Raw genomic sequence first — 24470 nt, 5'->3', positions numbered from 1 at the left:
GTCGATCGTGAAACTGACGGTCGCCACATTGCCTGCTGCATCCGTTACAACCAGCGTGTACGCGCCATCCTGATCAATCTCTGTACCGCTTGTAAAAGCAGCACCATTCAAGGTCGCTGTTCCTCCGTTGAAACTAACAGTCACCGGCTCTTTATAAATCCCGCCTTCGCTTACTCCCGTAACCGCAGGTGCTGCTGTGTCGATCGTGAAGCTGACGGTCGTCACGTTGCCTACTGCATCCGTTACCACCAGCGTGTACGCGCCATCCTGATCAATCTCTGTACCGCTTGTAAAAGCAGCACCATTCAATGTCGCTGTTCCTTCGTTGAAACTAACAGTCACAGGCTCTTTATAACTCCCGCCTTCGCTTACTCCCGTAACCGTAGGCGCTGCTGTATCGATCGTGAAACTGACGGTCGTCACATTGCCTGCTGCATCCGTTACAACCAGCGTGTACACGCCACCCTGCGCGATCTTTGTACCACTTGTAAAAGCAGCACCATTCAAGGTCGCCGTGCCTTCGTTGAAACTAACAGTCACCGGCTCTTTATAAATCCCGCCGTTCGTTACTCCTGTAACCGTTGGCGCCGCTGTGTCGATCGTGAAGCTAATGGTCGCCACATTGCCTGCTGCATCCGTTACAACCAGCGTGTACGCGCCATCCTGCGTGATCTCTGTACCACTCGTATAGGGGGTGCCGTTGAGCAGCCCGCTGCCCTCGTTAAATAGAGCGTTTACTTTGCTGTTATATACTTTTCCGGTCTCTACATTGGAAATAACAGGAGTTGTCGTATCCACTGCAATACTGCTAATGGTTCCGGTACTCGTATTGCCAACTCTATCTTTATATTGCACATAGACAGTCTTTGCTCCCTCGCCTGCCGTGAGTACCCAAGACCTCCCGTTCAAGTCGGCATAGCTGAACCAGCTGGTCTGCCAAGTGCCGTTGATGTTAGAGAGGCGCGCCAGCTCAACTCCTGAGCCGCTTCCATCCGTATAGGTCCCTTTCAATGTGACCGTGTACGATTTCGTCCATGTGGCACCATCATTAATGATCAGTGCACCTGTTGGTGCTGTCTGATCCAATAGAACGGTCTGAGAAGAGTTGGCTGAGATCCCCCCATTAGAATCCCTCACCTGCATATAGATGGTCTTCGATCCATCTCCTTCAGTTAGACTGAATGTTGCAGTATTACTGAAAGGCAGCCATGATGCTGCCGGTAAATTAGCAGCGCTATTCGCAAATCTCATATGGGTAACACTATCCCCTGCATCGGGATCTGATCCTGTAACGGACAGATTAACTGTACTGGCGTTTGTTGCTGCTCCTTCAGTGATCGTGAAAGCACCCGCAGGAGGGGTATTTACTGGTCCGGTCTCATACGTAACGACCAGCTTCGGGCGGTATGCAGCATTCACGTATGTCTCCAAGGAATGAACGGAGAACCAGCCGCTATCTGCATCCGCCTCATTCCCATTGAGCATAAAGATGATTTTACGATCCGAGATATCTGTGAAAGCATCTACAGCACTTTTCACATTAAATGTAATGGATTGATTCTGAAGATAAGTACTCATCGGCACTTCGGCAATGCTTTTCGCAGTGAATTTATCTGCATAAGGACTATTCGTATCTAAAGAGGGGAAGGTCACATCGTTCAAATCATTCGCCGCAGATCCTCTGGCTTCCATATACAAAGTATGGCTGGGATTTCTGATAACAGTAGCCACAGTCAAGACCAACTCTGCTGATACAACAACCCCTTCTGGCACACCCAAATCAAACGATAAGGCAGCCCTCTGCCGAACATTCCCGTATTCATCGTTACTCCTGCCAATACTAAGAAAACCATTCCCATCATTATCATGAATGCCGTCATACTGAATATGACCGTTTAATTCCATGGTATCCTTCGTGGCGATATAGGCTTTTGTAACTGTGCCCCCTGCTGCCTCAGCTCTTGGTACCAACCCGGGTGTGATCATCGTGAATACCATAGCAACAGTCATGAATAGAATCAGAATTCTCTCTTTCATTATTTCTCCCCATTTCATCTTTATATGTAACCTATCTATTATATAGATTACATTTTTTTGAAAATAGCTGTTGTCATCAATATTGTCATATGACAAACAGCATCGCTTCTACCTGTGATGATCCTCCCAGGATGCAAGCCGCTATGTCGCTTTGCGCCCACACGGCTACCTGTCCGCCACCTACATCAATTGACAATGAAACGCTCAAAAAGACGTGCGAATCCCCAGCACTTCGTGAAGCATATCATGATAGCCGAGCCTATAACATCCTAGAATGTTATCCTCTACTATTGTAAATTTATTTAAGGTGATCAATCTGTAACCCTGATTACATTTTGCAAATAATTAAATAGATATCTTGATCATCCTGGGAACCTTTCATCATTCCCGGGGCTGCCGGGACCCACGGGACCTAGCTCACCTCCCCCGGGATTCACCCCTCAGCAACCTCCAGTTTCGTCCTTTGCTGTCGACCCGGAAGCGATTGTTGGTTGTTTATTTCGGAATACGTACGTTTGGCTTGTGAATAGAAATCAATTCTGGTTTTATCCGGCTTTCGTAGGACGCACCTCGGTTTCGGGGTTTCAGTGGAACGGCAGGTTTTGGGTGTATACGGGATTGAGCTTGCAGTCCATTCAATCCTTTACATGTTTCTAAATGAACACACGAAAAATATCCGTTCCACTAGGAACGGAACTTTTCGTGTGTGTTTACAGTCCATTTTATGGAAGAAGACTCTTGACGAACGAGGTATAGAAGACCTAAAACCAACTCCCGTTGAAGCGCGTCAGGGCTGGCATTACCAGATGCGCCAGTATCGGCGTATTCTTTTGGAGGCGAAATTCAAAAAATCATCGCGAGGTATTTTTTGAACCACAGAAATCGAGTAGGAGGGGGCGGCTAGCCCCCGTCTCCGGGTAGAAGGGCCACCCAACTGGTGGCCCGAACCCCCACAGAACCCGGCGTGCGGATTTCCCGCACCGGGCTCTTCAGAAATGGATTTACAGCATAGCGTAGGTCTTCAATCGATTATAGGGAATGAAGAATTTCGGTCGCTTAAGGGGAAATAATGTGCGAATGTGGCGGTATTCTTCCCAGGTTACATAGCTTTTCTGACTTCGCCTGCTCAGCACTTTCCGCCAATAGGTAACAGCGACAGCATAGACTTTGTTCAGACACCTCATATTCCCTGCCATTCCGTAATAGGCGTAATGGCCTTGCAGGATCTGGTTGATCTTTGCCGCCTGCATCTCTACCGCTTCATGCTGCATTCTTCTCATTGTTTCCTGCACGTTCCCAATGCTTTGCTTTAGTCGCTTCTTCTCCGTCTTCCTGCCCACCATGAAATTCCCTTGTCGGTTTCGCATGCAGTCATGCGTAAATCTCAGAAAGTAGAGGGTATCCGGCTTACGTTTGCCTTTGGATTGGCTGTGCTTGCTTGCGAATCGCCAAACTCGATTAATCGGGTTTTGCTCGGCTCTAACTCCAGCTTAAACTTATTGTTGACTTGGATACTTCCCTGCTATTATAGAAGCTCTGGACGGCGTGCATGTTGGGTTTGGGCAATACGCTCTGAAAAATGCAGTCCCTTTTTTCGTTAATCTGTCCAGGTTCGGTGTCTGAAGCTCCTGCCTGGTTTAACGATCAAATAATCACCCTTTGATCGATCCGGATACGCCTTCGATAAAATATCGTTGCAACGAAATAAAAACAATCATGACGGGAATTAAAGATAGGGCAGCCCCTGCGCACATGCCCACCCAATCAATCGAATGCTCGCCAACAAAGGAAAACATGCCTACAGCCAGTGTACGAAGGTTTGGTTTGCTCAAAGTAAACACCAAAGGAATAAGAAATGCGTTCCACGCCCAAATAAATTGCATGATCGCCGTGGTGGCGAGCATCGGCTTCGAAAGCGGCAGCATGACTTGCAGAAATGTGCGGAGATATCCGCATCCGTCCATTTCCGCGGCCTCTTCCAATTCATTGGGAAGCTTTTGGAAATAAGTCATGAACAACAAAATAAACAGAACGTGCGCGCCTGATGATTCGGCCAGAATGACACCGGGAAGCGTATTCAACAGCCCCAACTGCTTGATGATGATGTACATTGGGATCAGCGTATAGCCCTTAGGAATAAACATTGAGGCCGTAATGGCGCCAATCAGCAAATTTCGTCCGGGGAAGTTTACCCTGCCCATCGCATACCCTGTCAACGCGCACATCGCGACGACGATGATAACGCTGGACACCGCGATAATCACCGTATTTGTGAAATAGTCGGAAAAGTTCGCCAATTTCCAGGCCCGTGCATAGTTTTCCCATTGCAGTACTTCCGGTAAAAGCCGAATGCCTCCATTAATCATTTCCGTATTTGTTTTCAACGAAGATAAAATCATCCACACGAACGGATAAACCCAAATAACCCCCATTGCCAGGAGGAGTGCATGCAGTGGCAACCGTCTAAACCTTTGTCCTTTTATCATGATTTCCCCCTACTTACACCGTATGTGCGCGTGTCTTTTTAACAAGCCAACCCAGCAGCAGCGCCATTGCAAAAATCGAAATTCCGAATAAAATCCCTGCGGCAGAGGCGCGACCATAGGCGGGAAAGCCCTGCGTATCGAACGCATAGCGATAAACGTACAAATCCATAACGTCCGTACTGAAATACGGTCCGCCTTCCGTCAGCGTCTTGGCTAGGTCGAAGACGTGCATGCTGTGAACCGTGCTCAACAGCAAAATCGCGGCGCCGATGGGAAGAAGAAGCGGCACGGTAATGTGGCGAAACGACTGCCAGGAGCTGCTTCCGTCAATGCTGGCGGCTTCATAGACATCCGTCGGCAAAGATTGCAGACCCGCCAGCCAGTAAACCATCATCATCCCGAAAAACTGCCAGGAGCCAATCAAAATCAGCAGAATCATGGCGGAATGAGCGTGACCCAACCAATAAAATGGTTGATCAAGAATGCCCAGTTTTATCAGCAGCTCATTGAAAAACGCATTTTTGTTGCCAAAGATCGCTTTCATTACCAGTCCGTTAATAGCCGTTGTAGTGATAACCGGCAAAAAATAAAGCACCCTGTAAAAAACGCGTCCCTTGCGGATGACACGATTGAGCGCTATGGCCATGAGCAGACTTGTCGGCATTAGAATGCATGTCGTTCCAAGCATATAAACAAACGTATTGCCGAAGGCGTTCCAAAACCATTTGTCATGCAGCACTGCGATATAATTTCCCCAACCCGCAAAATCCTTCAGGGGGCCGATACCGCTCCAATCAAAAAAAGAATAGACATAACTCATAATGATCGGATAAATTGTAAATGCGATAAAAAATGCGAATTGCGGCAGTACGAACAAATAGGACCACCAAATTCGATTCCACTTTCTTCTTCCTGCACGCCGGGTAATAGGAGACATGCTTGCCTTCCGACTGCCTGCGCCCACAGTATGCCTTTCCAATGCCCTTCCACTCCTTTCACATTTCGAAAAAAAAGGGGCCATGTCCGCACACAGCCCCTCCACTCAGCATTTCGAGCATCGCACGGGATTCTCTTTATTTGACTTCATACGATTTGAAAGATTCCCAATCGGCAAATTGCCAATCCGAGCTATCGACTTCAACGCCTTTGGCTTTAACTTCTTCAATCGTCTTTTTCAGCAATTGATTATGTGCGTCGCCTATCTTTTTCAATGCTTGTTTTACATCTGTAATTTGTCCGACCAGATAGCCTTCCAAAATATCGGCGGGCTTTTCCTTCGGCAGCTTCCCGCTCATAGCCTCATTCACTTGAACCGTATTCAGATTTTTAATGAACGGGTGAGGTGTGAAAAAGAATAAATTGTCCTGCATATCCAAGCCTTTCTTGAGATTCGCATCCTTGATCTCCACAGACTGATTGATTTCCGGAATCGGCGAGAAATTGATTTCGTTCGAGACGAGACCTTTGTAATATTCGTCCATCATAAATTGCAAGAACAATTTCACTTCATTGAAGTGCTTCGTCTTCTTACTGACATATAGGGCGGACTTCGGGTCACCGTTGACTTCCTCATACATTGCTTTTCCGTCTTTGGTCGGCAGCGGAGCCACACCAAAGGACTGGAATCCTGCTTTATAGAAAGTTGGAATTTCCCACAAGCCACTCATTAAAAAGGCCGCCTGACCGCCGGCGAACAAGGTGGCTGCTTCCGGTGCCTTGACCAACAAGCTGTTGGGATGCAGCACTTCCTCGTCCGACAATTTCTTGATGTACTGCAGCGTCTCCACGATCCCGTCCGTATCATAAACATATTGTCCGGTGTGCGGGTTCAGATGCGAATTGGGCAATACTTCAGGCGTAATGGCCGAAGATAAATGCGCTATAATGTTGTTGACAAGCCAATGTTCCTGCATGCCCATGACAACGCCGTAAGCTTTGCCGTCCGTCTTCTCTTCGATCTGCTTGCCCACCTTCAACAAGTCATCCCAGTTTTTCGGTATGTCCTGTTCTCCAAGACCGGCTTTCTGCAGCACATCCTTGTTGTAATACATTACATAACCGTCCCGATGGTTCGATGTGATCGGGAAAGCGTAAATGTCCCCATCAATCATCGTCATGCCGGGAGTGAACATCCCCTTCTCGAACTTGTCCTTTTGATCGCCAATCACATCGTTCAAGCTGTGAACGACATCTAGATCGTGCAGCTGATACAGCGGCAAGCTGGAGTAATTAGCAAAGATATCCGGCAATTCCGAGCCGGCAATCGCCGTCTGCAATTGGGGCAAATACTGGCTGGTCGCCACTTCCGTGTTTTCGACATGAATGTACGGATATTTTGCTTCAAATTTGGCAATAACTTCTTTGTTCAACTCCGCGAACTCCGGCCAACGCATCCACATCGTGATCGTGACATCTTCTTGCTTTTCCGTATCAGCGACCGCAGAACCGGAATCGCTGGGTACAGGCTCTCCCCCTTCCGCCTGGGAAGATCCTCCGGATGAACATCCCGCGAGCAGTAGCATCGCTACCATCAGCGTAATGCAGCAAATGGAAATCAGCTTTTTGCTTTTCGTCATTTTTCCTCACCCCTATATTATTTTACATGTTACATATTCATTATAAAAAAAACCCCGGAAGGGGGATGGTGAATGTTTTAGCTTTGCTGTGGTGATTTTTTAGTTTGCCGGAATTCGTTGGGCGTCACGCCGTACGTTTTCTTGAAAAGTTTGCTGAAATAGCGAAAATCGGAATAGCCGGTTTCCAGGGCAATGTCAATCACCGTTTTATCCGATTGCACCAGCAGTTTTTTGCCGATTTCTATTTTCCGCGCAACTAACAAATCGATGAATTTTTTCCCGGTCTCCTGGCGAACCGCTTTGCTAATCGTGACCGGGTGCACATTCAACTGCGCCGCGATCGTATTCAGGCTTGTTTGGGGATCGGATGATTGCTCAAGCAACCTCAATACCTTGGCGGTCAATCCGGGATTTTGAGCAACGACCGCACATTCATGCAACGCCTTCAGGCCGTCCACGATAAAATGGGACATGCTGATTTTGAGTTCTTCCCAAGTGGCAAAGCCGCCGACCCATTCTAACCAGTGCATGGCCTGTTCCTCTGTAATGACGCTTACCTCCTTGCTTGAGGTCATCACATTGTCCAGCGCCGCTATCAAATAAGCGCATTGCTTCTTCAGATTGGAAGAGTGCAGCGGTTCGGCCAACAAAAACCATTGGTATAAATGTTCATGCAGATCATCGGAATGTATTCCCTTTGCGTCCTTCAGCATTTGATCATGCAGCCTCTGCATCTGGCGAAGGAGTGTTTTCACATAATCGCTTCCGTCTGCAGTTGTTTGCCTTCTCTCGCCAAAAAAACTTTCATTTTGCCACTTTTCCTCCGCTCGACGCAATCGGGAGGTAAATTCGCTGCGATCATAGAACACATTGGTTTCCCTCGGATCAGCCGTTCTCACCTCTCCCCGATGGCGATCATTCACGTTAAACGTGAACACAACCTCAGCGTCCTCCGATACGGGTTGCTCGCTCCATTGAATGACTTTAGGAGTTTTATCGTCAAACCAGGCTGCAACCTGCTCCGATTCAAGTTCTCCGATCGACAAAGAATGCCGCTTCAGCTCCCACACGCGCTCTTTCATGTCAGCTTCCCACCTGTCGATCAAGCGGGAATCCACAAGCTCGATCAATTCAATCAGTTCCTCCATCTGAACGGGCTTCAGCAAATAACGAACAGCCCCGTGCTGGATCGCCTTGCGGGCATAATCGAACTCGTCGTAACCGCTGATCAAGGCGATCTCCGTATGATTATTTTCTTTCTTGAGCATCTCCAGCATATCCAGACCGGACAACTCTGGTATCATAATATCGGTAATAAGCAACTCCGGCCGGATAAGTCTGACCGTGTCAAGCGCTTCATAACCGCATCCAATGTCGAAAACCTCAATCGGCTTGTTCAATCGTTCCAGCTTGCGCACGATCGCTTCCCTGACGGTCTTCTCATCATCTACAACACATATTTTCATCATGCGATCTTCCTCCTTTCAGCAGTCAAGATGATTTGGGTTCCTCCATGCTCGTGGCTTCTGACCTCCATGCCGAAATGCTCACCATATGCCAATAGGAAGCGGCGGAACACATTATGAATGCCGGTATGGCTGTTGAAATATTTGTCTTTATATTGACCCTTGGAACGAATCAGCTTCTCGTATTTATTGCGCACTTCGGGAGACATCCCTTTTCCGTTGTCATGAATCTCAATGACCAAGTGATCAGCGTCAAATCGGACCTTGATGGCAATACGGAAAAGCGTCCCTTTGGTAAAGGAGTTTCCAGCGTATTTCAGCGCATTTTCCACAAATGGCTGGATGCTGAGTTTCATGATCTGTTCACTTAATGCGGCATCGTCAATATCCATTTCCGCTTCCATGTTCATTTGCGTGCGATAATAGTGGATCTTGAGGAGATCCCTGATATTGCCCAACTCCTCTTCCAACGACGCCCAACCGCCATCTGAGCGAATATTGTAGCGCATCATACGGGCCATCAGTTGAACCATTTCTTCCGCTTTTTCACCTTCGTGCTGGAAGGCGAATGCCCCAATCGTCTCCAGGGTGTTAAACAAAAAATGCGGATTGATATGGGCTTGCAACTGCAATAGTTCTTTTTCCTTTTCCCGCATTTCCGACTTCTGCACCGTTTCCTCCATCTGCTCCAAATTATCGAGCATGGCGTTGTATGTGCCAATCAGAAAGTCGATTTCTCCGACAGAAGCAGGTGGGACTTTAGTTGTCCTTTTTTGTATGCCGAGCCTGACAATCGATGATTTTAGTCTTTCCAACGGCTTGAGAATCAATTGAACAAAATAAATGGCGGCAGCAAACGATATTATTAACAGGGAAAGGGCAATAATCAGCGTAAATTGCTTCGTCTGTTCAGTTCCCTTGACCATCACATCCAGCGGGGCGATGCCTACCATCGTCCAGCCATCAATCGACATCGGCCTGCTTGCCACTTGATAACTGCGATTTTCCTGATCAACCAAATACGTCTTCATCCCTCCGGTAGCGGCAGACGCCAGAACAGATGCGGATATTGGAAGAGAATCGCTTCCCTTCGTCAATTCGATTCGATCTCCTGTTGCGGCATAATACATAACGATTTCTCCATATTGGCCAAAGTCCGATTGCTCGATGTTCGAAAACAACTGCCGCGAGTCCAGTTGTACGATGATCCAAGCATCGAATGAATGGGTGTCAAAATTAAATACGGGCTTTACCAGCGATATCGTTTCCATGCCGCCGTTCTCAATATATTTTCTGGGATGAGGCGGTAAAAGCACCGTATCGGTCATCGTAAACAGTCTGCTATAGATGGAGTCTTGATCGAATTGGTATTGCTTATTTACGATTTCATTGCGAGTCGTTTCATAGAACACTTTGCCGCGCTTATCCAGGTACAGGATTCCGGAAATATTGGCATTGGACTGTGTCATTTTTTCGAAAAATCCGCGAAAGTCTCTTAAATACCGCAATTGAGAAACCGTGTCCTCATTAGGCACGTTCAAATATTTTTGGAAATCGAGGTCGATGTTTAGCGGATTCAACAATTGGTCGATGTTGGAAATCCGTTGATCGAGATCGTTCGCGAGCAGGTTCATAATTTGCTGGGAAAGCAGCGAGCTCTGGTTTGTCGCCGAGCGAAACATCAAATATTGCGAACAGTAGCTGACAACCAGAATGGGAATGATCGAAATTGTCACCAATAACACCAGCATTTTCGTCTTTAGCGACCTCGATTTATTGAAGCGTTTGAAAGGCTTGTCCAATCTCAACAACGGTCAACCTCCTTTCGGGATCCCCCCATCTCATCTGATTAAAAATGAAGAAGACGAACAAACAGGAGGTCAACCGAACATGTCATCGCCATTCGCTCAACGATCAAATATGGCATAAGTATAAGGTTCCGTAATGTCAAGCGTCAAGAAAAACAGACAGCGCTAAATCTTTCTACAACCCTGCTAAATTATTCACATTGATTGGCTGTTGATTACATCCTACAATATCCGTGAATGGATGCCAGACTTTCCCTTCCGGCCTTATATTCTTTAATTATGAAGGGGGTGATCGGATTTTTAGAGGATGGGGCGATAGATGCCTCCCGGAAATATATTTTACAAGAAAAAGGTGATTAGCATGAAAATCTTGAAAACAACAATCTTGTTTGTCAGTGCATTGCTTGTTTTACAAGGTCTGCTTCTGTTTCCGGGTAGCGGAAATAGAAAAGCCTATGCGGCATCCATATCCGTTCCCGATATCATGATCACCGAGATTACACCGGATACACGAACACTGAATACAACTTCCGGTACACCGGACGCATTCGAATTTATTGAACTCTATAATTCGACAAACGTGGCAATAAACCTCAAGAATTACGAAGTTATCTATCAATGGGACTCGAACCAAGAAACCCACCAGATTAACGCCGATATGATCATACAGCCAAAAGCCACGCTAGTGGTTTGGATCAGTTCCGTAGCTAGCGCTAATTTAGCGGACTTCAATCGCAATTTCGGAGTCTCATTATCACCATCCCAGATTTTCCGTTATATCGATGACGGGATGTCAAATACTCAAAATCGGACATTGTTCATAGCCAATCCGAACCACACGATCCTTAGCTCTGCCGGCTATACAGCAACCGACGTCCATGAAAACAAAGGAATTATGTATGCATTTCCCCTCGACGGCGGAAGCGTTATGCGGAAAATATCGAATAACACGAATGCATCCCCCGGAGTTGTTGAAGAACAACAAGTTCCGCCTTTATTACCACCCTTAATGATTACCGAAATCACTCCTAACTCATTAAAAGTTGACGGAACTTCGGGTACACCGGATGCCTTTGAATACATTGAGTTATATAACACAACGGATTTTCCAATCCTTTTGCAAAACCATAAAATCGTTTATCAAAAGGAAAATTCGCAAGAATCTTGGCCCATTTCGGCAAACAAAACGATCGCTGCCAAAAGTACAATGGTTATTTGGATTCATGAAGTAAACGGCACCGCAACATTAAGCGACTTTAACCAGAACTATGGCACTACCTTAACTTCGTCTCAAGTATATATGATTTATGACGACGGGTTGGCCAATGAGAGTGCGAGAACAATCTCCATAGCCAATTCTAGCGGCATGGCAATTAGCACTGCTAGTTATGTGCCGGCCGATGTACACGAAAACAAAGGAATTGTTTATCGATTTCCCAACGACGGAAGTAACATCATGAGAAAAACAAATAACAGTTCGTTGGGTACGCCAGGTTCGTTAGTTAACGGTCAGTTACCGGTGGTTCAGCATGTTCCGACTGGGTTACAATCGTCCCCCGGCACAAATCAGGTTACTTTGTCATGGACCCCAATAACCGGGGCGGGGATTACTTCCTATCTTATTTATGTGAACGGCGTATACCACTCGTCGGTCCCCTCCAACCAACACATTGCCAGTGTATCCGGGTTGGAAGATGACATGACTTATGCTTTTCAGGTTTCATCGGTGGACTCCTCAGAGCAAGAGTCTCTAAAATCCGATATCGTTACCTGCGCGCCGAAATTAGAAAGCATTACCCAAGAGTCGTACGTTCCCCCGCAGACAGGCAGTTTCCCAGAATATGGCCGTTGGTTCAACGAAGCAACCCCGGCCGGTTATATACCGGGTTTAGCCCAAAATTTTGTTCCGCAAGGAATCGGTTATGTATCCTCGGAAAACTGGTATTTAATATCCGCCTACCGTCAAGATGGGAAACCCAGTATGTTGTCAGTAGTAAATGCTTCCACCGGGCAAATGGTTAAAGCTATGTCCATCTATTTCTCAGATGGCAGACCCTACCCCGGCCATGCCGGTGGTGTGACCGTGAGCACGTCAAATGTATGGATTTCTTCAGACGGCTACTTGTATCGGATACCTCTTCAGGAGATTATTAACGCTTCCGACGGCTCGCATATCCATATCCAAGACAAATTTGCCACCGGCACAAGATCCTCCTTTGCTACTTATAATAATGGAGTGTTGTGGTCGGGTGAATTTCATAGCGGCACCGAATATCCGACAAATGCATCCCATACGTTAACGGCAACGGATGGAACAGTTCAATCTGCCTGGATGACTGGGTTTATTTTGGATCCCCAAACCGATCGGATCCCTTCGGGGAAATTGGTGGACGAGAATACTCCGGTAACACCCGATTACATTCTTTCGACTATAGACAACATCCAGGGGGCTGCCATTGTTTCGGATCAACGCATCGTTTTAACCCGAGTGAATGGAGGAAGATACACAGATTCCACTATCTATTCTTATACTGATTTTTTGTCCAATCCCCCCGATACCCATGTCACCGTCAATAGCAGTTCCGTGCCGGTCTGGTTTTTGGATAGCAACACCCAAACCGCAGTGTTGAATGCACCACCTTTGGCTGAGGGAATTACGACATCAGGCCATAGTTTGGGAATTGTATTCGAATCGGGCACATCCAGGTTTAAAGCTGACGGTAAATACCCTACCGATAACATCTGGCGCGTGGAGACGGTACCGAAACTATTGATTACCGAAATAACACCCGATTCTTTGAAAGCGGATGGCACTTCCGGTACACCGGATGCTTTCGAATTTATCGAGTTGTATAACACAACCGATTCGCCGATCAATTTGAAAGGTTATAACGTTATCTACCAGACAGATTCCTCACAATGGAATTGGGAGATCACTTCCAACAAAACGATTCCAGCAAAAGGCACTTTTGTAATCTGGGTTCATCAACCAAGCGTGAGCGCGACTCTGGACGATTTTAATCAGAATTACGGAACCGCTTTAACGGCCTCGCAGGTATACCAGTACAACGATAACGGTATGTCTAACTCGTTCGAACGAACCATATCTATAGCGGATGCAAACGGGAATCCAATCAGTACCGCTTCCTACTTGCCAAGCGATATTAATGAAAACGATGGGATTCGATATCTTTACCCACTAGATGGTAGCATTAAATTGCGCAAATCTGCCAGCAACACCCTCGGAACGCCGGGATCGGTTTCCAGCGAGCAGGTACCGGCTTGGTAAGATCAAAAGCATAAGGAGATTAGTGAACACCGAGGCGAGCTCTTTTTATCAAGATCATTTCCAAAGCAAAAACCCGACCTCACGCGGTCGGGTTTCTCTTGGTGGAGCTGAGAGGAGTCGAACCCCTGTCCGAAGATCACGCCACACGGCTTTCTACGGGTATATCTGCAATTTATAAATACAAATAAACCATGCTATAGCGAAAAATCGGTAACACCTTTTTTATAGGCATATTTCAAAGTATAGGTTTCTTCTTTTCCATAGGGCATTGTAGCTATTTTTATTCGAGTGTAATCAAGCCTGCTTTCTCTTAAAACTCTTTTTACCAAGGCTATACTCCGTTCTTCTTCCGTAATGACACAAAATACATGAAGAGCATATTTATTCGGATCGGAAATGCATTTCCCCATATCAAAGCCATCCACATAGCCTAAGTTAGCATCTGTTAGAGATATCTCCAAGTATTCCATTACTTTGTCTCTTAACCAATGGTCACGTTGGCTGCCTTTTGCACTCTTTAGTGGGTACTGTACCGCTAACCAAAATTTTTCACTCATTCAGATTCACCAGCCAATTTACAGGTTTATTTACTACACAAATGCTTCAGGTCATACTTACCCTTCGCGTGGACACATGCTGCTTCACCCTTTAAATCAGATTAGACTTCTTCAACAATTGCTGCAGCATGATTGTTACTTCCGCTCTTGTGATGCTTTCCTTCACCGCAAGAGCAGCATCGCTTCTGCCTGTGATGATTCCCGCCAGAATGCAAGCCGCCACGTCGTTTTGCGCCCACGCGGCTACCTGCCCGCCATCCGAAAATGGCCGAAGCGTTACGGCCGCTTCTTGAATGGGCAGCTGATCTTTTAGTCCGGTAAGCGTCATCGCCTTGGAAATGACCGTCATGGCTTGCTCGCGTGTAATCATCTCCGTCGGCCGGAAGCTGCCGTCTTCGAATCCAGTGATGAATTGATACTGTCTCGCAGTCCGAACGGCGTCACTGTACCAATCCGAAGCTTGCACATCCGCAAAGCCTATGGTGCCGCTTTCCAGCTTTAAACCCAGCCCGCGTACGATAACTGCCGCAAATTCGGCACGAGTAATCGGTCGGTCAGGGCTGAAGAGACCCTCTCCCGTGCCTCGCAAGACCAACCGTGAGCCCATATCGTTAATCGCTTGCTTGCCCCAATGATGGGCGACATCACTAAATTCCACATGACTCCCTATGATCGAATAAGTGCTGTTCGTTAAGCTGCTGATAACCGCGGAATATTTGCCCTCTTGTTGAATCAGCTTGGTAGGCACATGACGAATCGTTCCATTCGGATCGATAACTACGCCTGTCGTCATTCGGTTCGGATCGATATTATCCGGTATAGTGATCGAACGTTCAATAAAAGCATTAAACTCCGCTACTTCCACCTGTTGATTGCCATAGATGGCTCTCACGGTAAAATCAAGCGGCGGAACGATAAGGGTGACGTTCGAATTTCGCGCCGCATCTTCGACGAACTTGACGTTCTCCATAGTGGATGAGGCTATTTCTATCTGAATGATAATGTCTTTAAGATCTATCGACGTCCCCATTTGTCGCAAAATGGCATCGATATTGATTTGTTGAGCCGGAATTCTATAGCTGGCATTATCCAGCTTGATTTCCAGATCGGCATGGCTTTCTTCCAACACTTTAATCATTTGTCCGTTTAACTCAGCTATTAAAGCATCGGTACGGTTGTTGGCCGAGATCGTCACAACGGGGCGTTCTCCTCCCAGCTTCAGCATCTCAACGAGCTTGTTCGGATCGATGGTTACGGTTGTGACCGTTTGTTCATTCCTTTGTGAAGTTGTTATCGTTCCAACGTTCACCGCTTTGCCATTGATCCAGATGGTCGTAGACGTGTCCATGTCCGTATCGATTATGCCCTGCGTCTCACCGTTGTTGCTGTTATTGCTGTTATTCCCGTTATTGCCGGTATTACCGGTGTTACCATTATTCCCGTTATTTCCGTTATTTCCGTTATTTCCGTTATCGGCGCTGTTCGCCCGTGTTACCGTGACGGTGTAGCTTTTATTCGTACTGCCGTCTTTCGCGGTGACCTGAACCGTAATTGCGTTGTCACCAACGTTCAGCGCCGATGCTTTTGCTTGCCCGCTCGCGGCGGCCGAACCGTTCACCGCAATTGCGGCTTCGGCGTCCGCCGCCGTCGGCGTGATGTCAAGGCTCGTCACGTCGCTGCCGACGGTTGCCGTGTAGCTCGTCGTTGACGCATCGAATGCCGGCGATAGTGTGCCCGCACTCAGCGTCAGTCCGCTCAAATCGGCGTTCGTTGATGCCAACCGCGTCACCGTGACGGCATACGTTTTCGTATCACCATTACCTGATGTGACCATTACCGTAATCGTGTTGTCACCAACGTCCAGGGCCATTGCTTTTCCCTGCCCGCCCGCCACGGCCAAGCCATTCACGGTAATCGTGGCATCGGCATCCGCTGTCGTTGGCGTGACATCTATACTCGTCATTTCATTGCCGACGCTTGCCGTATAGCTCGTTGTCGACGCGTTGAATGCTGGCGATAATGTACCGGCACTGAGCGTCAGTCCGATCAGGTCGGCGTTCGTTGACGCTGCCCGCGTCACCGTGACGGTATACGTTTTCGTATGGCCGTTGCCCGATGTAACCATCACCGTAACCGTGTTGTCGCCAACGTTCAGTGCCGCCACTTGGGCTTGTCCGCTCGGGACGGACAACCCGTTCACCGTCACCGTTGCCTCAACGTCCGCTGTCGTTGGCGTGACGTCTATGCTCGTCACTTCGTTGCCGACGCCTGCCGTGTAGCTCGTTGTCGACGCGCTGAATGTCGGCGATAAAGCACCTTTACTGAGCGTCAGCCCGCTCAAATCGGAGCTATCCCCAAACTTCATCAGACGGTCGGCCATAAACGGAATCATCCAAACATTTTCTCCGTCATACACGCCGCCCATGAACGCACTATTTTGTTTCGCAAACCCACTTGGCCAATTGTTGTATCCCGTCATTTCACCTGTTGTCGAATCAACCTTGATCAGACGATCGGCATTGTTCGGAATGAGCCAAATACTAGTACCATCATACACGCCGCCAGTGAAGCTACCGCTCCCTTTGGTAAATCCGCTAGGCCATCCGTTGTATCCGGTCATATCTCCGGTTGCCGTATTAAATTTAACTAGATGAGTAGCATTATGAGGCAACATCCATATATTTGTTCCATCAAAGACGCCTCCCGAAAATGCATTTGCACTTTTGGTAAACCCGCTTGGCCAATTGTTGTACCCCGTCATTTCTCCTGTTTCAGGATCAACCTTGATTAGTCGATCGGCATTATTTGGAATGAGCCAAATACTAGTACCATCAAATATCGAACCATAAAATGGATAGCTTCCAAGGCTTGTCCCGCTTGGCCAACTATTATAACTGGTCATTGCTCCGCTCGTTGCATCAACCTTTATTAAGCGACTGCCAGAATAGGGGGCAAGCCATATGTGGGTACCATCAAAAGCACCTCCAATGGATTGCTCGCTGCCTCTCGATCCACCTGGCCAGCTGCTATACCCCGTCATTACACCTGTAGTCGCATTAACTTTAATGATGTGACTTGCGCTATATGGAATTAGCCATATGTTCGTTCCGTCATAGACGCCTCCGGCAAATGCATTGCTCCCCTTAGTAAAGCCGGCGGGCCAATTACTATATCCCGTCATCTCCCCTGTGGACGGATTGACCTTGACCAATCGGTCGGCATTGTAAGGTATCATCCATATACTCGTGCCGTCATAGACGCCGCCAATAAAGGCAGAAGAGCCTCTGGTAAATCCGCTGGGCCAGGCCTGGTATCCCGTAAAAGTGGTCCCCGCCACTTCATTTTCAGGAATGGAGCCCCTAAATCCGATCCCATCTTGACTGAGTATGTTTGTAGCCGCTGCTACAGCCGATATGCCGCCAATCCTTGCGCCGAACTTCCCCGGAATCGTGCCTATTGATACAAGAATAATCAAAACGATTACCACAAATTTCCTACTCAAGCTTGTCACCGTTCTTCCGTCCTTTCGTATAGAGAAGTTGTCGGAAATCGTAATCGCTTCATGGTCAACTTCTAAAATTTACTGACCGCTTCCCGTCGATAACACGTCCAAATTCATACATGGCGCCATCTTAGCTACGCTAAATCAGATCCTCGTCCTATAACATCCCAGAATGTTATCCTCCACTATTGTACATTTATTTAAGGTGGTTAATCTGTAACCCTGATTACATTCTGCAAATAATTAAACGTACATCACCTCAAATATATTTCCAGATCTATGGCCATTTCTCTCCTTCATCGCATCACGCTCAAATAACATAGTGCAGGAAAATCAGTGGAGCCAGGTTAAAGGTCGAAGAAATGCAAAAATCCACAACCTCATGCGGTTGTGGATTAACATGGTGGAGGCGATGGATTTGAAAAGCTTGTGCTCAGCTTGGGCAAATAACGCATCACCCTATCACACAATCGGCCAATCTTTAGGAAACCTGTGGAACGAGTGGCTATATAGTTAAGATTACATTAAAGCAAGATCCGCCATTTTCATTATCAGTAACCGTAAGTGTACCCTTATGCTTTTTGATAATACTGTCAACAATCGATAGCCCTAAGCCCGCACCAGCGACTTGGCGGGAGCGTGATTTGTCAACGCGATAAAAAGGCTCAAATATATTCTTTTTGTTATTATCGGGAATACCGATGCCTGTATCTTTAATTTTGATCGAAACCTGTTCTTTACTTAATCTGTATACATGGACCTCCACGTTCCCGCCGTCAACATTGTACTTTATTGCGTTTTCCATGAGGTTGTAAAACGCACGATACAATAAATCGGTGTTACCAGTAACAATGCTATTATCACAATCTAAGAACATCGTAACTTGTTTGTCTTTAGCTATGTGAGAAAGCTCAGAAATAATATCCTCAAAAATATCCTTTATGCAAATGCTGCTTTGCTCTCCGTTATCGTTCATATTCGTCATTTCTAACAGGTTGCCGACGAGTCCTCTCAAGCGATGGGTTTGCTTTTCAATAACGGAAATAAGAGCATCATATTCCTCGTTTGTATGCTCTTTTTTCTTCTTAAATACATCAACCTTTGTTTGTAACACAGCCAGAGGTGTTCTAAGCTCGTGGGCGGCACTTGCAGAAAACCTTCCTTGCATCATAAAAGCATTATCCAACGTATCCGTCATTTCGTTGAATGTTACAGTAAGCTCTGCAATTTCATCCTTTGTGGGCGGTACAGATAATGTTTCAGATAGATTATGCACATTTATGTTCTTTACTTGACCATTTAGTGTATGAAGAGGTTTTAATGCCTTGCCCGAAATATAGTAGGTTAAAAATCCGCCGCCAACAATAACAAAAATCATATAAATGATGCTTTTCATTCTAAAATCCATTCTTGCTTGTTGGGAATCAACAGATGGAACGGGAGTGATTATGCTGCTTGACGGTGATTGTGCGTTGCCATCCCCCCATCCATCATCCCCGATTTCTTTTGCCGGTGATAACACAGCTGCATCAATCCTTTCAGCCATAGTATCCGCAGAAAAATTAAGGATCACGGTAAGACCTACACAACAAATAGTCAAAAGTGCAACGGTCATAACCGTAAGCCGCAATCGAATTGGCATTTTTTTAAGCATTAGCATCACCAGCCTTATCTGATAAAAAGTATCCCTCACCGATTTTCGTCCCAATAGGGTCGTAGTTTAAAACAGCTTTTAGTTTCTTTCGGAGAGTTGCAACATGAACACGAATAGCACCACTAAAGCTATCCGCATTTTGATCCCACACATGTTCAATCAATTCTTCCTGGCTAATCACTCTATCCTTGTTAAGCAGGAAATATTCAAGCAATGCAAATTCTTTTTTTGTAAGTGATATTTCATCCTCATGAACAAATGCAATACGCTTTGATAAATCCACTTTAATTGCACCGCAGAAATGCACAGCACTTTCTTGTACAAACTTGCGCCTTAACAAATTTCGTATTCTTGCTTCCAACTCCGGAAAATCAAATGGCTTCGCCAAATAATCATTTGCACCTATGTCTAACCCTTTTACTTTGTCATTAACACTACTTCTTGCACTGAGAATGAGTACCTTTAATTCCGGCTTTTCATCTCGTATCTTTCCTAAAACCTCGAGCCCATCCATTTTCGGGAGGTTTAAGTCAAGTACAACCAAGTCGTAATTTACTTCAAATAAAAGCTCATAAGCAGCTTCACCGTTGTCACAAATATCAACGGCATAACCCTCTATTTTAAGCCCATCTGCAATTGCTTCTTGCAAATCAAGCTCGTCCTCTACAATAAGTATCCTCATATGTGAATCACCTCTTTTACTATTGTACCTAAGAATAGGTTAAATCTATGTTAAGCATTTGATGAAAAATAAAAAATCACTTAACAGGGATTTAACATCGTTTGTTATACGATGGTTGCATCAAGTTTAGGAGGAACAACCATGTATATTTTAAAAACCGAAAATGGATGGGGATGCTGTGAGAATATCAATATTGGATCGTAAGGAGGTTCTTGCGGCTTTCTGTTTCCTTGCTCCGAGCTTAATAGGTTTTGCCTTATTTTATTTAATTCCGTTTGGTCAAAGTATTGCATTTTCTTTTGAGAATCCGAGCGAGGAAGCAGGGTTCTCGCTTGCCAATTATCAGAGCCTGTTAGCCAGTTCATCCTTTCAAAAAGCAATGGGGAATACATTCTGGTTTACTATTATTGGCGTTCCCATTCTTATTGCATTGTCCCTTTCTCTTGCTATGCTGCTTAATAAACGAGTCTTCTTTCGAAACTGGCTGCGCACCTCTTATGTGCTGCCGCTGGTTGTTCCAGTAGCTTCAATTGTGCTCGTATGGCAGATTTTATTTGATTGGAATGGTTTTTTCAATTATGTATTGGAGTGGCTTGGTATCGATCGGATTGATTGGATGAAATCAGATTGGGCACAAGGAGTCATTATATTTATCTATGTATGGAAAAACATGGGCTATAACGTGATCCTGTTCTTAGCCGGGTTACAAAATATCCCTGATCAATATTATGAGATAGCAGACCTGGAAGGAGCAAGCTGGACTCGCAAGCTCCAGATCACCTTGATTTATTTAATACCGACAGGATTTTTAGTTATATTGATGTCGATTCTGAACTCATTCAAGGTATTTCGGGAAATCTATTTAGTTGCAGGTGACTATCCACATGACAGCATCTATATGCTTCAGCACTATATGAACAATATGTTCCTATCGCTCGATATTCAGAAGCTGTCGGCTGCAGCATGCTTGATGGTGCTCTGCATTCTAGTCATTGTGCTCATACTATTCCGGGTTGAACAAAAGTTCCGTTCGTTTATGGAGTAAGGGAAGGTGTGTAGATGAAACAGAAACAGATAAGAACACTGCTACTCACTATCTTCTTAACCGTAATAGCACTTGTCATGTTGTTTCCTGTTGTACTGACAATCGTAAGCTCCTTGATGACGGAGAAGGAAATTATGCTGAATTACGGCATGTTAGGTAGCACTCAAATCAATGATTTTGCGAATTTGAAGCTGATTCCAGATTGGGTTTCGTTCGAGCAATTTTTTAAGGTGCTTATTTCAACCTCGCAATTTCTTCGTATGTTTTGGAATTCCGTATTTATGGTGGTTCCAATTATTATAGGACAGGTCATGGTGGCAACATTAGCGGCATTTGCATTTGCCAAACTGCGATTTCCGGGTAGAGGGCCGTTATTCATTGTGTATTTGATAACGATGCTGATGCCGTTTCAGGTCACACTTGTACCGAATTACATTATGTCTGATCGATTGGGGCTTATTAATAGTCCGAGCTCCATTATTTTACCAGGAATATTTGCAGCGTTTGGTGTGTTCCTGCTCAGACAATTTATGCTCCAGATCCCAACTGCTTATATGGAAGCTGCGAAAATGGACGGAGCAGGCTATTTCCGTTCCTTTATCGCGATCGTCCTGCCTATGGTGAAACCTGGTATGGCAGCGCTTGTTGTTCTGCTGTTTGCAGATTACTGGAATATGGTGGAGCAGCCGCTGATCTTTCTGCAGGATGCCGCTTTGCAGCCCTTGTCCATTTTTCTATCTCGCTTGCAGGAAGATGCGTTTGGGGTATCCTTTGCTGCTGCGGTTTTGTATATGATGCCCATGATTCTGTTGTTTCTTCTTGCGGAACGGTATTTTATTGAGGGTATAGAGCTTTCTGGAATTAAAGGATAGATGGAAGGAGATGACAAGTATATCCAGGCGACAACGTATAACGGCTGTTTTGTTTGTATTGTTCTTTGCGATATTGGCTGGCCTGACTTTTTTTAGCAGCACAATCGAAACGATGATGCTGCCCAAAGTGATTACAGAGAAGCTTGCTTCTAAATCATTAGTTCATCAAGTTAACGGGAGTGGAGTCTTAACGCCTCGAAAGCAGGTGGATCTGGTGAATGAGAGCGGCTCTAAAATTTTGAAGCTTCATGTAAAAGAGAATGATGAGGTTAAGAAGGGCCAAAAGCTCGTGACATTCGACAGCTCTGAACTGGATGAGCAGCTATACCAAGAGGAAATGGCGCTGAAAAAGCAAAATATGAATCGGGAGGTGTTGAAGGAGAACTTAGTGAATGCGATGCGAGACGGTGATGGGCAAGCCATTGTCAAAGCAAAGCGAGATTTTGAATTGGATAAGATGGATCTTGAACTGGCACAAAGGAAATTAAATAAGCTGCATAAAGATAAAGCGGACAAGCAAACGCTAACTGCCCCTTTTGATGGCAAGATCACAAAGATTGCAGCTGAGGACAGCATGAGTGCCTCACAAGGCGGGACTATTCTGACACTTATGGATCGTGACAAGGGCTTCGAATTTTTATTTACTGTCGATTCGGGGAATACGGCTTTATTCGAGATTGGGTCTAAGGTCTCTGTTCGATTGGTGAAAGACAATCAAGTGGTTAACGGCACAATTGAAGAGATTAAAGCTGCAACTACAGAAAATAGTGAAGATTCACCCGATGAATCCGGTTATCAGGTTGTCGTTTCCGTCTCCGATGATGATCTTAAAGGCGGTGAACAAGTAAGTCTGGATATAAAGAAGGATTCAAATGAAAAAGGTTATGTGTTGCCAAAGAAATGGGTTCATAAAGATGCAACAGGAAGCTATGTCTATGTAGTTGAGGAGAAGAAAAGCTCACTCGGCAATACATTCAATGCACGTAAGGCTTATATTGTAACAGGTGATTCAACCGAGGATGAGGTTGTAGCTGTGAGCGGTTTAAGTCCTGATGATGAGATCATTATTGAATCAAGTGAACCACTGCAGGAAGGTAATCGAATTCGAATTTATTGAGAGGAATGAAGTAATTTGAATAAAAGATGGGTATTGGCCTTATTAGCAATAATAGTCGTATTATCGGGATGTTCTAGTAGCAGCGTGGGATCAGGTGGAGGAGGATCATCCGATAAAGAGTCAGGTCAAGGAGGCAAAACAATCGAGATCGCAACCATGACGGTACATCCTTATTTAGAGGAGGCGATTAAGCAATATAACAAGCTTCGTCCAGATATTCATATTGAAGTTAAGGAGTATCTAGCTAGACCTCAAACGCAGGGAGATGGAATGATTCAATCAGGCGAAGCAGTATCAAAGGGCGATGTTGAGAAATATGTACAAACGGTGAGCACACAGATGATGTCTGGCAAAGGTGCAGACATCATCGTCATGAACGATTTGCCGAAGGACAAATATGTCGCCAAGAACATGCTGACTAATTTCTATGATCTGATGGACAAGGATTCTGACTTTGATCGAAATCAGTACTATCAGAATATCTTTAAAAACTCCCAGAATGGAGATGGTTTGTATGCAATGCCATTCTCATTTGTTCTTGACGCGCTTACTGGCAATAAAGAATTGTTAGAGCAAGCTAAGATAAAAATTGATGATCAAACATGGACATGGGATGAGTTTAAAAATATTTCGAAGAAGCTAAAGCAACAAGCTGGTGAGGATTATGTGGCATTTGTTAATCTATTCCCAATTCAAATGTTAGCAGAATATATAGAGGCTAACTATGATCAGCTCGTTGATCAAGATCAAGCCAATTTTGATTCCGATCTGTTTCGAGATATGATGAAGCAAATCAAATCGATGTATGATGAAGGCGTGCTTAAAGCCGAATTTACGTACGACTATGACAAAACTTTGTTCAACAATGCTAATCTTCTCGATCCAACAACAGGCCTGTCTCAAGTCCTTGATCAAAAGTTAAATATATATCAAAGACCAACCGTAAATGGACAATATAGCGGAACTCCATTTAAGTCGTATTTCACTTTAGGCATAAACAGCAAATCTAAGGTTCAAGATGAAGCTTGGAACTTTATTAAATTCATGCTTTCCGAAGAAATGCAATCTTCACCAATGGTAGCAGGCTTTGCATTGCATAAGGGAGTTGTAGAAAAACAGCTCAAGGATACCAAACAGCAGGCAGTAGCGGGTACACTTCTTGGACAGAAGGTTGATGCTAATACAGTAGAAAGCAAAATTAAAGAATTGCATAAGCTCATAGAGGGAGCAAGTAAGAATTTAACTAGTGATTTCAAGGTCGTTTCCATTGCGATTGAAGAATTCGATTCCTATATGAGCGGCCAGAAATCAGTTGAAGATGTCAGCAAACTGATTCAAAACCGAGTCAACACTTACATTAATGAGTAAATAGAATTAGA

Annotated in this window: 15 protein-coding genes and 2 pseudogenes; 5 read left to right on the top strand and 12 right to left on the bottom strand. The window is 45.4% G+C overall.

Annotated features, from left to right (window positions below):
• The 8 genes and pseudogenes from IEY46_RS33490 to IEY46_RS33455 all read right to left on the bottom strand — a co-directional run.
• Positions 1-2037 (bottom strand): annotated as a pseudogene (locus IEY46_RS33490) (hypothetical protein); the annotation flags it as partial.
• Positions 2038-3038: 1001 nt separating this feature from the next.
• A complete protein-coding gene (locus IEY46_RS33485; protein WP_229750722.1) occupies positions 3039-3317 on the bottom strand; it encodes a hypothetical protein in 279 nt (92 codons plus the stop codon).
• A 222-nt stretch (positions 3318-3539) separates the two neighbouring features.
• A pseudogene (locus IEY46_RS33480) lies at positions 3540-3665 on the bottom strand (sulfatase-like hydrolase/transferase); the annotation flags it as partial.
• 24 nt (positions 3666-3689) lie between these two features.
• The gene (locus tag IEY46_RS33475) at positions 3690-4523 is read right to left on the bottom strand and encodes a carbohydrate ABC transporter permease (RefSeq protein ID WP_188999938.1); all 834 of its coding nucleotides are present in this window, start codon (positions 4521-4523) and stop codon (positions 3690-3692) included.
• Positions 4524-4536: 13 nt separating this feature from the next.
• Positions 4537-5502 carry a carbohydrate ABC transporter permease gene (locus tag IEY46_RS33470; protein WP_188999935.1) on the bottom strand — a complete coding sequence of 322 codons (966 nt, stop codon included), beginning with the start codon at positions 5500-5502 and terminating at the stop codon, positions 4537-4539.
• A gap of 94 nt (positions 5503-5596) precedes the next feature.
• Positions 5597-7099, bottom strand: a complete 1503-nt coding sequence (locus IEY46_RS33465) for an ABC transporter substrate-binding protein (RefSeq protein WP_188999932.1) — start codon at positions 7097-7099, stop codon at positions 5597-5599.
• Positions 7100-7176: 77 nt separating this feature from the next.
• Entirely contained in the window at positions 7177-8568 is a 1392-nt protein-coding gene (locus IEY46_RS33460) for a response regulator transcription factor (RefSeq protein WP_188999929.1), read from the bottom strand.
• Positions 8565-10376, bottom strand: coding sequence for a sensor histidine kinase (locus IEY46_RS33455; protein ID WP_229750721.1), 1812 nt, complete (start codon positions 10374-10376; stop codon positions 8565-8567). Before IEY46_RS33455 ends, IEY46_RS33460 begins: the two co-directional genes overlap by 4 nt.
• Before the next feature lie 358 nt (positions 10377-10734).
• On the opposite strand from IEY46_RS33455, the gene IEY46_RS33445 reads away from it, so the two are divergent.
• Positions 10735-13662, top strand: a complete 2928-nt coding sequence (locus IEY46_RS33445) for a lamin tail domain-containing protein (protein WP_188999921.1) — start codon at positions 10735-10737, stop codon at positions 13660-13662.
• Between the two features lie 194 nt (positions 13663-13856).
• Here IEY46_RS33445 and IEY46_RS33440 read toward each other — a convergent pair whose 3' ends face one another.
• The 4 genes from IEY46_RS33440 to IEY46_RS33425 all read right to left on the bottom strand — a co-directional run bounded on the left by IEY46_RS33440 (position 13857) and on the right by IEY46_RS33425 (position 20057).
• Positions 13857-14219 carry a hypothetical protein gene (locus IEY46_RS33440; RefSeq protein WP_188999917.1) on the bottom strand — a complete coding sequence of 121 codons (363 nt, stop codon included), beginning with the start codon at positions 14217-14219 and terminating at the stop codon, positions 13857-13859.
• 91 nt (positions 14220-14310) lie between these two features.
• Positions 14311-17730 carry a cadherin-like beta sandwich domain-containing protein gene (locus IEY46_RS33435; protein ID WP_229750720.1) on the bottom strand — a complete coding sequence of 1140 codons (3420 nt, stop codon included), beginning with the start codon at positions 17728-17730 and terminating at the stop codon, positions 14311-14313.
• Positions 17731-18226: 496 nt separating this feature from the next.
• A complete protein-coding gene (locus IEY46_RS33430) occupies positions 18227-19375 on the bottom strand; it encodes a sensor histidine kinase (RefSeq protein ID WP_373288939.1) in 1149 nt (382 codons plus the stop codon).
• On the bottom strand, positions 19368-20057 hold the full coding sequence (locus IEY46_RS33425; RefSeq protein ID WP_188999908.1) for a response regulator transcription factor: 690 nt from the start codon (positions 20055-20057) through the stop codon (positions 19368-19370). The genes IEY46_RS33430 and IEY46_RS33425 overlap by 8 nt, the downstream gene beginning before the upstream one ends.
• A gap of 178 nt (positions 20058-20235) precedes the next feature.
• On the opposite strand from IEY46_RS33425, the gene IEY46_RS33420 reads away from it, so the two are divergent.
• Genes IEY46_RS33420 through IEY46_RS33405 form a run of 4 tightly spaced genes read left to right on the top strand, consistent with a single transcriptional unit; the run spans position 20236 to position 24459 of the window.
• The gene (locus IEY46_RS33420) at positions 20236-21102 is read left to right on the top strand and encodes a carbohydrate ABC transporter permease (protein ID WP_229750719.1); all 867 of its coding nucleotides are present in this window, start codon (positions 20236-20238) and stop codon (positions 21100-21102) included.
• A gap of 14 nt (positions 21103-21116) precedes the next feature.
• Entirely contained in the window at positions 21117-21974 is an 858-nt protein-coding gene (locus IEY46_RS33415; RefSeq protein WP_188999902.1) for a carbohydrate ABC transporter permease, read from the top strand.
• 10 nt (positions 21975-21984) lie between these two features.
• The gene (locus IEY46_RS33410; protein ID WP_188999899.1) at positions 21985-23091 is read left to right on the top strand and encodes an efflux RND transporter periplasmic adaptor subunit; all 1107 of its coding nucleotides are present in this window, start codon (positions 21985-21987) and stop codon (positions 23089-23091) included.
• A gap of 15 nt (positions 23092-23106) precedes the next feature.
• On the top strand, positions 23107-24459 hold the full coding sequence (locus IEY46_RS33405) for an ABC transporter substrate-binding protein (RefSeq protein ID WP_188999896.1): 1353 nt from the start codon (positions 23107-23109) through the stop codon (positions 24457-24459).
• Positions 24460-24470: the final 11 nt, after the last annotated feature.

Origin of the sequence: Paenibacillus nasutitermitis, assembly GCF_014641075.1 — a bacterium.
Taxonomy (GTDB): Bacteria; Bacillota; Bacilli; order Paenibacillales; family Paenibacillaceae; genus Paenibacillus_Z; species Paenibacillus_Z nasutitermitis.
Note: the sequence above shows the minus strand (reverse complement) of the source record. Positions and strands in the feature narration are given on the sequence as shown.